The sequence below is a fragment of the Allobrachymonas sp. genome, from assembly GCF_041912815.1.
Classification (GTDB): domain Bacteria; phylum Pseudomonadota; class Gammaproteobacteria; order Burkholderiales; family Burkholderiaceae_C; genus Brachymonas.
The window spans coordinates 147000-157166 of the sequence record NZ_JAYRLV010000005.1; the positions used below are offsets into that span (position 1 = coordinate 147000).

At 68.2% G+C, this 10167-nt stretch carries 8 protein-coding genes and 1 tRNA gene; 3 read left to right on the forward strand and 6 right to left on the reverse strand.

Going from position 1 to position 10167, the window contains the following annotated elements:
• Positions 1-3: 3 nt before the first annotated feature.
• The 6 genes from ACE3P9_RS06290 to ACE3P9_RS06315 all read right to left on the reverse strand — a co-directional run bounded on the left by ACE3P9_RS06290 (position 4) and on the right by ACE3P9_RS06315 (position 8071).
• Positions 4-1578, reverse strand: a complete 1575-nt coding sequence (locus tag ACE3P9_RS06290) for a cytochrome D1 domain-containing protein (protein ID WP_374492572.1) — start codon at positions 1576-1578, stop codon at positions 4-6.
• A 365-nt stretch (positions 1579-1943) separates the two neighbouring features.
• Entirely contained in the window at positions 1944-3038 is a 1095-nt protein-coding gene (locus ACE3P9_RS06295) for a BMP family ABC transporter substrate-binding protein (protein WP_374492550.1), read from the reverse strand.
• A 165-nt stretch (positions 3039-3203) separates the two neighbouring features.
• A complete protein-coding gene (locus tag ACE3P9_RS06300) occupies positions 3204-4352 on the reverse strand; it encodes a BMP family ABC transporter substrate-binding protein (RefSeq protein WP_374492552.1) in 1149 nt (382 codons plus the stop codon).
• 79 nt (positions 4353-4431) lie between these two features.
• Positions 4432-5352: an ABC transporter permease gene (locus ACE3P9_RS06305; RefSeq protein ID WP_374492574.1), complete on the reverse strand. Its 921-nt coding sequence runs from the start codon at positions 5350-5352 to the stop codon at positions 4432-4434.
• Complete coding sequence (locus ACE3P9_RS06310; protein ID WP_374492553.1) at positions 5352-6497, reverse strand: ABC transporter permease; 1146 nt, start codon at positions 6495-6497, stop codon at positions 5352-5354. Before ACE3P9_RS06310 ends, ACE3P9_RS06305 begins: the two co-directional genes overlap by 1 nt.
• Complete coding sequence (locus ACE3P9_RS06315; protein ID WP_374492555.1) at positions 6494-8071, reverse strand: ABC transporter ATP-binding protein; 1578 nt, start codon at positions 8069-8071, stop codon at positions 6494-6496. The genes ACE3P9_RS06310 and ACE3P9_RS06315 overlap by 4 nt, the downstream gene beginning before the upstream one ends.
• Before the next feature lie 246 nt (positions 8072-8317).
• Between ACE3P9_RS06315 and ACE3P9_RS06320 the strand changes: the two genes are divergently transcribed.
• The 3 genes from ACE3P9_RS06320 to ACE3P9_RS06330 all read left to right on the forward strand — a co-directional run bounded on the left by ACE3P9_RS06320 (position 8318) and on the right by ACE3P9_RS06330 (position 10024).
• The gene (locus ACE3P9_RS06320; protein ID WP_374492558.1) at positions 8318-8893 is read left to right on the forward strand and encodes a hemerythrin domain-containing protein; all 576 of its coding nucleotides are present in this window, start codon (positions 8318-8320) and stop codon (positions 8891-8893) included.
• A 385-nt stretch (positions 8894-9278) separates the two neighbouring features.
• Positions 9279-9761 (forward strand): hypothetical protein, encoded by a 483-nt coding sequence (locus ACE3P9_RS06325; protein WP_374492560.1) that lies wholly within the window; start codon positions 9279-9281, stop codon positions 9759-9761.
• Between the two features lie 175 nt (positions 9762-9936).
• Positions 9937-10024, forward strand: a tRNA-Ser gene (locus ACE3P9_RS06330).
• Positions 10025-10167: the final 143 nt, after the last annotated feature.

The window sequence follows — 10167 nt, forward strand, 5'->3', positions numbered from 1 at the left end:
AGCTCAGTACACGTCGTGCTGCGTGTTGTGCACGTTGAACTTGCCGGTCGGGGTGATGATGCGCGGATCCTTGATCACGGCCTTGCAGCTCAGGGTCTTGTCATCCATCACGACGATGGCCGATTCCTTGTTCTTGGCGCTCCACACGGAGAACCACACTTCGTCGCCCTTCTGGTTGTACTCGGGCTGCACGACACGCTTGGCGCCGTCGTCGCTGAGCTTGGCGCAGGCGGCCACATCCACGATCCGGGGTGCCTTGCTCAGGTCGCGGGTGTCGAACACGGCCACGCTCTGGCTGAGCTTGGGATCGGGGTTGAGTGCGGTATCGACCCACAGGTTGTGCGAATGCGGATTGGTCTTGATGAACAGCGAACCGCCACCCTGGCCCTTGAGCGTCTCGACCACCTTCCAGGCAAAGGCCTTGTGCTTGACGGGGTCGGTTCCGATCAGGGAGATGGAGTCGTCACCCAGCCCCGAGGTGGCCCACACCGGCCCGAACTTGGGATGGACGAAGTTGGCGCCACGGCCGGGGTGCGGGGTCTTGCCCACGTCGATCAGGGCGGCCAGCTTGTCTTCCTTGGTGTCGACCACGGCGATCTTGTTGGAGGCATTGGCCGCCGTCAGGAAGTAGCGGCCGGTGCTGTCGAAGCCGCCGTCATGCAGGAACTTGGCCGAGTCGATCACGGTCATCTTGAGGTTCTTGAGGTCGGTGTAGTCGACCATGTAGACCTTGCCGGTTTCCTTGGCATTGACCAGGAACTCGGGCTTGTAGTGGCTCGCCACGATGGCCGCCACGCGGGGCTCGGGGTGGTAGACATTGTCGACCGTCATGCCGCGGGTGGAGACGATCTTCTCGGGCTTGAGCGTGTCGCCTTCCATGATGACGAACTGGGGCGGCCAGTAGGTGCCGGCAATCGCGCGCTTGTCTTCCCAGCCCTTGAACTTGCTGGTCTCGACCGAGCGGGCTTCGAGGCCGACCTTCATCTCGGCGACGTTGTCGGGCACGGGCATCCACAGGTCGATCAGGTTGACGCGCGCATCGCGGCCGATCACGTACAGGTAGCGGCCCGAGGCGGACAGGCGGGAGATGTGCACCGCATAGCCGGTCTTGATCACGTTGACGATCTTCTTGGTGTCGCCGTCGATGAGCGCCACCTTGCCCGCATCGCGCAGCGTCACGGAGAACAGGTTCTGCAGGTTGTAGTTGTTCATCTTGTGCTTGGGACGCTGGGCGACCGGCACATATTCCTTGCGGCTCTTTTCCATGTCCGCGAGCGAGAACTCGGGCGGCGTGGGAGGCGTCTGCTGCACGTAGCGCGCCATCAGGTCCACTTCCTGCGGGCTCAGCTCGCCGGAAGTCTGCCAGTTCGGCATGCCGGCCGGGCTGCCGTAGGCGATGAACACCTTGAGGTAGTCGGTTCCCTTGGCGAGCGTGATGTCCGGCGTGAGCGGCTTGCCGGTGGCACCCTTGCGCAGCACCCCGTGGCAGCCTGCGCAGCGCTGGAAGTAGATGTCCTTGGCGCGCTCGAACTCGGCCTTGGTCATGGGCGGCGCCTTGGGATTGATGTCCTGGTGCATCTCCACATTGCCCACCGGCGACCCGCCCGCCTCGGCATAGGCGGCAGTCGCCTCATTGGTGATGTGCCCCTTGCCTGCCGCTTCTGCGGTGGCCTTGGTGCCACTGCCCTGCGCCAGCAGGCTGGCGGACAGGCCCGCCAGCACGACGCTGGCTGCCAGGGTTTTCAGCTTGTATTGCCCCATGATGCATGCTCTCCATTGGTTGAACGAGGACGTGCAGGGATTGTGGGGCCAGTTGGTAACAAAGTGCTTTGATTGCAATCAACTGCTGCTTGCGGGGTTTTTGTCGATATGCTAAAGAGTAAATTGTTTTCGGGAGGTGGAGAGGGACTGTTCCAGCCTCTGGCACCCCACCATGCCCCTGCTCACCGCCCCCACGGCGGAGCCTGCACGCCCTGCACCAGCCAGTTCATCTGCTGCACCTGGGGCTCGGTGAGGCGCTGCCCCGCCGCCAGCACCCGCCTGCCGGTCGAGCTCACCAGCGGGCCTGCGAAGGGCTGCAGCCTGCCCGCTGCCAGCTCCGCCTGCCGCCGCAGCACCTCCTGCTGCACGGACACCGGCACGCGGCGCCCGAAATCGCCTACCCGCACCGCGCCTTCGTGCACACCGAGCGAGCTGTCCTGGCTGCGCCAGATGCCGCCCCGCAGCGCGCGCACCCGTGCCACCTCATAGCGTCCCCACCAGTGGGTCACGGCCACGATCTGCGCATCGGGCGCCACGCGGCGCATGTCGGAGTGGTAGGCCACCACCAGACGGCCGCGCTGCTGGGCCGCCACCGCCACGGCATCGGAGCCGGTATGAAAGGCCAGCACATCGGCCCCCTGGTTCATGAGCGTGGTGGCCGCCTCGCGCTCGCGGGCAGGATCGAACCAGCCGTTGAGCCACACCACCTGCACCCGCGCGTGGGGGTGCACCGAGCGCATGCCCAGGGCAAAGGCATTGATGCCCTGCAGCACCTCGGGAATGGGAAAACCTGCCACATACCCGGCCAGCCCCGTGCGGCTCATGCGCGCGGCCGCGATGCCGGCCAGATAGCGCCCCTCGTAGTAGCGCACATTGGCCGTGGCCACGTTGGGTGCACGGCGCAGGCCGGTCAGCGCCTCGAAGCGCACCTGCGGAAACTCCCGCGCCACCCGCAGCACCGGCTCCATATAGCCAAAGCTGGTGGTGAAGATCATCTGGTTGCCTTGGCGTGCCAGATCACGCAGCACGCGCTCGGCATCAGGCCCTTCGGGCACGCTGGCCACCGCCGTGGTGTGCACGGCCGCCCCCAGGGTGCGGGCCACCTCCTGCCGGGCCAGCTCGTGCTGGTGCGTCCAGCCGGCATCGGTGACGGGAGAGACATAGACCCACGCCACCCGCGTGGGACGCAGGGCCGTCGCTGCGGCCCAGACGGGCCCGCAGCCCGAAGCGACGGCCGCACCCAGAAGGGTGCGACGGGTCACGAGGTTTTTGTACATGGTGTGCCTCCACATGGCTCCAGTGATGCGAATGTGCCGCTGGCGCGGCGGAGCATCCGCGCCAGTGGCTTTCCCGGGAGCGGGGCTGTCCCTCGCGGACCCGGAACCGGAGCAGGCAGCCCCACGCCCGGGGGGGCATGGCATGACGGCCCGCTGGTGTTCTGCTTACTTGCCGGCAGGCACCTGTCCCTCGACGCCCTTGACGTAGAAGTTGATGCCATGCAGGAACTTGTCGTCCGCCACCTGCCCCTTGGGCACGACTTCCTTGCCGCTCTGGTCGACGATGGGGCCCTGCCAGATGTGGAAAGTGCCGGCCTTGAGCCCGCTGCGGATCTCGTCGAGGCGGGACTTGACCTCGGCCGGCACGTCGGCGGCGAGGGAAACAAGGTCGATGGCCCCCTCCTTCACGCCCCACCAGCTCTGGCCGCTGTGCCACTTGCTGTCGAGCACGTCACGCACGGTCTTGATGTAGTACGGCGCCCAGTTGATGACGGCCGAGCCCAGGTGCGCCTTGGGGCCGTAGCTCGTCATGTCAGAGTCCCACCCGAAGCCGCGCTTGCCGAGCTTTTCGGCAGTCTGCAGCACGGCCTGCGAATCGGTGTTCTGCATCAGGATGTCGGCTCCGCCGTTGATGAGCGCGGTGGCGGCTTCCGTTTCCTTGGGCGGATTGAACCACTCGTTGACCCACACCACCTTGGTCTGGATGGCCGGATTCACACTCTGCGCCCCCAGCGTGAAGCTGTTGATGTTGCGCAGCACCTCCGGAATCGGCACCGAGGCCACCACACCGAGCACATTGGTTCTGGTCATCTTGCCGGCCACCACGCCAGCCAGGTAGGCACCCTCGTAGGTGCGGCTGTCGTAGGTAGAGAGATTGGGGGCCGTCTTGTAGCCGGTGGCATGCTCGAACTTCACGTCCGGGAAATCGCGCGCCACCTTGAGCATGGGTTCCATGTACCCGAAGGTGGTGCCAAAGACCAGCCGGTTGCCCTGGCCGGCCAGATCGCGCAGCACGCGCTCGGCGTCGGCGCCCTCGGGCACCTTTTCCACAAAGGTGGTCTGCACACGGTCGCCGAATTCCTTCTCCACGGCCTTGCGTGCCGTGTCGTGCGCAAAGGTCCATCCCCCATCGCCCACCGGGCCGATGTAGACGAACGCCACCTTGAGCGGACCCTTGGCCGCCGTGGCAGCCCCCGAGGCAGCGGCACTGGCGGCGCCGGCTGCCCCTTCCCTGCGGCCACAGGCGGCAAGCGCCACGGCCCCGGCAGCTCCGGCAGCCAGGCGGAAAAGGCTGCGCTTGTACAGATCAGTCATGGAAAGAACCTCGCAGAAATGCAAATCGAAAAAGGAAGCAGGCGCACGCCGCCGTGCAGGCCCTGCGGGCCCTCACGGCTCAGCGGTCCGGATGGAAGGGCCGCCCCAGGGCAGCAGGCATGTTGACACGGATCCAGGCCGGATTGCGCGAAATGAGCGCCAGCACCACCACCGTGGCCACATAGGGCAGCATGGTCAGCAGCTGGCTCGGCACCTGCACCCCCCGGCTCTGCAGGTAGAACTGCAGCATGGTCACGCCCCCGAACAGCCAGGCCCCCAGCAGCACGCGCAGCGGCCGCCAGGTGGCAAAGGTGGTCAGCGCCAGGGCGATCCAGCCCTTGCCCGCCACCATGCCCTCGACCCACAGCGGCGTGTACACCACCGACAGAAAGGCCCCCGCCAGCCCGCACAGCGCCCCGCCCGCCACCACGGCCAGCAGCCGGATGCGCCGCACCGGATAGCCCAGCGCATGGGCCGACTCGGGCGACTCCCCCACGCTGCGCACCACCAGCCCGGCACGGGTGCGATAGAAGAACCACACCAGCCCGAAGGCCAGCGCCATCGAAACATAGACCAGAGGATGCTGCGTGAAGAGCGCCTTGCCCACGAACGGTAGCTCGCCCAGCACCGGCACGGCGTAGGCATGGCGCGCCGGCAGGCTGGCCTGCACATAGCCGATGCCCACAAAGGCCGAGAACCCCGCCCCGAAGAGCGACAGCGCCAGCCCCGTGGCGAACTGGTTGGTATTGAGCCAGATCACCATGACGCCGAGCGCCGCCGCAAGCAGGGCGCCCACCGCCATGCCGGCCGCAAACCCCAGCCAGTCGCTGCCGCTGTGCACCACCGTGGCAAACCCGGCCAGTGCCGCGCACAGCATGATGCCCTCGGCCCCGAGATTGATGACTCCGGCCTTTTCGTTGATGAGCAGCCCCAGCGAGGCCAGCGCCAGCACGGTGCCGGCACTGAGCATGGAGGCTATGAGCAGGGCGTAGGCGTCCATCATGCCTCCCCTGCGCCGGCCGCAGCGCCTGCGGATTCGGCATTCGATGCGTCAGCACCAGCATCGGCGGCGGCAGCCACCGCTCCCAGCCCCTGCAGCCGGTACTGGATGAAAGTATCACAGGCCAGCAGCATGAACAGCAGCAGCCCCTGGAACACCCCGGTGATCGACTTGGGCAGCCCCAGCCGGGACTGCGCCAGCTCGCCCCCAATGTAGAACATGCTCATGAGCAGGCTCGACAGCACCATGCCCACCGGATGCAGCCGCCCCACAAAAGCCACAATGATGGCCGCGAACCCATAGCCTGCCGGCACATGCGGCGTGAGCTGCCCCACGGGCCCCGCCACTTCCAGCGCCCCCGCCAGACCTGCCGCCCCGCCCGAAACCAGCATCGCCACCCACAGCGCCCGGCGCGAGGAGAACCCCGCATAGCGTGCCGCCGCCGGCGCCAGCCCGCCCACCTGCTGTGCAAACCCCGCCCGGGTGCGGAACAGATACGCCCACAGCACCAGCGCCCCCACGAGCGCAATCGGCAGACCTATGGACACACGCGATCCCTGCATCAGCAGCGGCACCTGCGTGGCCGGCTCGAACAGGCGCGTCTGCGGATAGTTGTAGCCCATCGGGTCCTTCCACGGCCCGAAGACCAGATAGCCCAGCACCTGCTCGGCCACATACACCAGCATCAGGCTCACCAGAATCTCGTTGGCATGGAATCGGTCGCGCAGCAGCGCCGTCACCCCGGCCCAGGCCATGCCGCCGGCCACCCCGGCCAGCAGAACCGGCAGCACGATCCACCGGCTGCTCTCGGGCGTGGCCGTGAGCGCCACCCCCGAGGCCGCCACCGCCCCCAGAATGAACTGCCCCTCCGCCCCGATGTTCCACACGTTGGAGCGGAAGCTCACCGCCAGCCCCAGCGCGATCAGCAGCAGCGGCGTGGCCTTGAGCAGCAGCTCGCCCACGGCATAGGCATCGCGCACCGGCTGCACAAAGAACATGTCGAGCCCCTGCACCGGGTCCTTGCCCAGCGCCACAAACAGCAGCACGCCTCCCGCCACCGTCAGCGCCAGGGCCAGCAGCGGGGACGCCACGCTCCACAGCCGCGAAGGTTCCGTACGCGGCACCAGCCGCCACCCAAGTCTCATGCGCTTGCTCCCTCCATCCGTGTCCGTGACTGTGCCCGTGTTTCGGCAGCCTCGGGGGCCAGGCCGCCATCGGCTGCCTCGTCCCACAGGCCACTCATCCAGGCCCCGATGCGCTCCACCGTGGCCTCGGCCACCGGCACGCTGGGCGACAGGCGCCCCCGTGCCATGACCACCAGCCGGTCGCTCAGGGCAAACAGCTCCTCCAGCTCCTCGCTCACCACCAGAATCGCGCACCCGGCATCGCGCAGCGCCAGCAGCTCGGCATGGATACGCGCCTGTGCGCCCACATCCACTCCCCAGGTCGGCTGCGCCACCAGCAGCACCCGCGGCGCCGCATCGATCTCCCGGCCCACGATGTACTTCTGCAGATTGCCCCCCGACAGCGACTGCGCCGTAGTCTCCACGCCCGCCGCCTTGACCCCGAACCGCTCCACGATCCGCCGGGCCTGCGCGCGCAGCGCCGCCACGCGCACCCAGCCCAGTCGCGACACCGACTCGGTGCGCGTGAGCAGCAGATTGCGATCGAGCCCCAGGCCAGGCACCGCCGCCCGCCCGAGGCGCTCTTCCGGCACAAAATGCATCCCCGCCCGGCGCCTGCGCCCCGGCGGCCAGCGCCCCACGGGCGCTCCCTCCAGCACAATGGCCTGCGCAGGCGCGCGCCGGTCCTCGCCGGACAGCGCATACAGCAGCTCGCGCTGCCCGTTGCCCGACACCCCAGCCACCCCCACGATCTCGCCCGCGCGCACCGTCAGCGACAGCGCATGCAAATCCGTCCCGAACTGCTCCTGCGCCGGCAGCGTCAGCCCCTGCACCGCCAGCCGCACCTTGCCGGGCTCGCCCGTGCGCGGCGGCAGCGCCGGTGGTTCCGCGCCGATCATCATCCGCGACAGCGAGGCATTGCTCTCCCCGCGCGGATCGCAGGTGCCCGTCACCCGGCCTGCGCGCAGCACCGTGCACGCCGTGCACAGCGCACGAATCTCGTGGAGCTTGTGGCTGATGTAGAGAATGCTGCAGCCCTCGGCCGCCAGCTTGCGCAGCACACCGAACAGCGCCTGCACCGCCTGCGGCGTCAGCACCGACGTCGGCTCGTCCAGAATCAGCAGCCGCGGATGCGTGAGCAGCGCCCGGATGATCTCCACCCGCTGCATCTCCCCCACCCCCAGCGTGCACACCAGCCGGTGCGGGTCGATCTCCAGCCCATAGGCCCGGGCCTGCTCCCCGATGCGGCGCGTCACCTCATCAAGCGTCAGGGCGCGATCCAGCCCCAGCCACACGTTCTCGGCCACCGTGAGCGAACCGAACAGGCTGAAATGCTGAAACACCATCGCAATGCCCAGCGCCCGGGCCGTCTGCGGACTGTCGATGCGCACCTCCTGCCCGTCGAAGCGCACGCCCCCCGCATCCGGCTGCACAGCGCCGTAGATGATCTTCATCAGGGTGGACTTGCCCGCGCCGTTCTCGCCCAGCACCGCATGAATCTCGCCCGGCTGCACCACCAGATCGACATCGGCATTGGCCACCACGCCCGGATAGCGCCTGGTGATGCGGGAAAGCTGAAGACGGGGAACAGTCATGTCGAAAAACCCATGATGCGGATGCGGATGGCAGGCCACGGGAAGGGAAAAAATCCACGCGCCACCCCGCCGCCCCATGGATCGCACAGGCTCGGCGCCAGTGGCGCAAGACTGCATTTTCGCAGCAATCGCGCCCCCGTGCACCCCACCCTCACCCCCCGATCCATGACTGGCGTCATGCCCACGCCCCGTGCAGCCGGCGCACAATCGCAGACCTGTCCCCCTTCTGCCGAAAAGAGCTCCCCCATGGCCACCGTCTCCCTTTCCGAACCCGGCCGCCGCGCCAACGCCACCTTCGAAGACCCGCAGGCCATGCTGGAAGCCTGCCACGACCGCGTGCAGCGCATGTGCACCCTGCTCGAACGCCTCACCGAGCACGCCGGCCTCCACGGCGCCGACACCCAGGCCCGGCAGGCTGCCACCGACGTCATGCGCTACTTCGACCTGGCAGGCCCCCACCACCATCAGGACGAGGAACTCCACATCTTCCCCGTCCTCCTCGCCAGCGGTGACACCGCCCTCATCGACACCGCCCGCACCCTGCACCAGCAGCATGTGGACATGGCCGCCCTGTGGCAGACCGTGCGTGCCCAGCTCGCCGCCCTGCAGGCCGGCGACCCCGCCCCCCTGCTCGCCGACAGCGCCCCCGCCACGCAGTTCGTCACCATGTACACCGCCCACATCCCGCTCGAAGAAGACGTCGCCTACCCCGCCGCCTTCGCCCGCATCGCGGACGGCCAGCGCACCACCATCGGCGAGGAAATGGCCCACCGTCGCCAGTCCCCCACCGCTGCCGCCCCCTCCACGCCCCCAGCTCCATAAGCGCTTGACGCAGGCGAAAGCCACCCCCGCTCTCCGCTCCCCGCCCTTCCATCCACTCCTCTCTGCACCCCTGCACACCGAGAGACGGACTGGGAGGCGTGCGCGGACTGCGGACTGCGGACTGCGGACTGCGGACTGCGGACTGCGGACTGCGGACTGCGGACTGCGGACTGCGGACTGCAACATACAGCGTGCACCCGCCCTTCTCACAGGGACGCCGTGCACGGCAAACTTCCCGCATCCCCATTCCTCCTGCCTCACCCCCTGCCCGCAGGCTGTCAGAAGTGGTACGGTAACGCCATCGGGCCACGGCAGCCCCTGCCCATGGCTGGCCCATGGGCTTGCGCATGCCGTAATGGCCCATCCCTGCATCAGGAGCCCTGCCATGCCCCCATCCACTGCCCTACGGCGCCCCCGCCGTGCCGCAACTGCCCGGCCCGCCACCCGCCGCACCCTCCTCGCAGGAGCGGGCGCCATCGCCGCCACCCTGCTCGCCGGCTGCTTCGGGGGTGGCCAGCGCGTCATCACCAGCCGCCGCGACGGCTACCGCGAACGCGCCGCACGCCACCTCTACAGCCGCTACGCCTCCCGCGTCTACCCCGGCAAGATGGTGCCCATGCTCTACGCCGTCGGCACCGTCGAAGTCACCCTCAGCCCCTCCGGCCGCGTCCTCGGCACCCACTGGCTGCGCCGCCCCACCCACGCCCCCGAAGTCGTCGCCACCATCGACCAGCTCATCGCCAGCGCCTCCCCCTTTCCCGCCCCCGGCGGCACCGGCACCACCCGCTACGTCGACACCTGGCTCTGGGACGAAAGCGGCCGCTTCCAGCTCGACACCCTCACCGAAGGCCAGCGCGACACCTACTGACCCCGCAGCCCCGGGCCGCTACGCTACAATCCCCGCTTCACCTCTCCATCGCAGGGAGGCGACAGCGGGCGCACAGCCCCAGCCACCGACACCGCGAGGACGCCCGACCACACCCAGCCCGTCCCCGCCCGCGCACCCCGCGCCCCAGGTCGGTCCACGCGACAAACAACACCCCGGAGGTGTGGCAGAGTGGTCGATTGCACCGGTCTTGAAAACCGGCAACGGGCAACCGTTCGTGAGTTCGAATCTCACCGCCTCCGCCAAGATTAACCCTAAGAGCGTGTTCACGATCCGATAGCAGATTCAGAGAGAATCGATGGATGCGCACCAAGACCTACCCCAGCGACATCAGTCGCGCCCAGTTTGCCCACATCCTGCCCTTGCTGGAGACAGCCCGTCGCAAGAC

Coding starts and splice junctions, on each gene's coding strand:
- ACE3P9_RS06320 (WP_374492558.1), top strand. CDS start 8,318: ATGGCCACCGTCTCCCTTTCCGAACCCGGCCGCCGCGCCAACGCCACC.
- ACE3P9_RS06305 (WP_374492574.1), bottom strand. CDS start 5,352: ATGGACGCCTACGCCCTGCTCATAGCCTCCATGCTCAGTGCCGGCACC.
- ACE3P9_RS06315 (WP_374492555.1), bottom strand. CDS start 8,071: ATGACTGTTCCCCGTCTTCAGCTTTCCCGCATCACCAGGCGCTATCCG.
- ACE3P9_RS06310 (WP_374492553.1), bottom strand. CDS start 6,497: ATGAGACTTGGGTGGCGGCTGGTGCCGCGTACGGAACCTTCGCGGCTG.
- ACE3P9_RS06290 (WP_374492572.1), bottom strand. CDS start 1,578: ATGCACCAGGACATCAATCCCAAGGCGCCGCCCATGACCAAGGCCGAG.
- ACE3P9_RS06300 (WP_374492552.1), bottom strand. CDS start 4,352: ATGACTGATCTGTACAAGCGCAGCCTTTTCCGCCTGGCTGCCGGAGCT.
- ACE3P9_RS06295 (WP_374492550.1), bottom strand. CDS start 3,038: ATGTACAAAAACCTCGTGACCCGTCGCACCCTTCTGGGTGCGGCCGTC.
- ACE3P9_RS06325 (WP_374492560.1), top strand. CDS start 9,279: ATGCCCCCATCCACTGCCCTACGGCGCCCCCGCCGTGCCGCAACTGCC.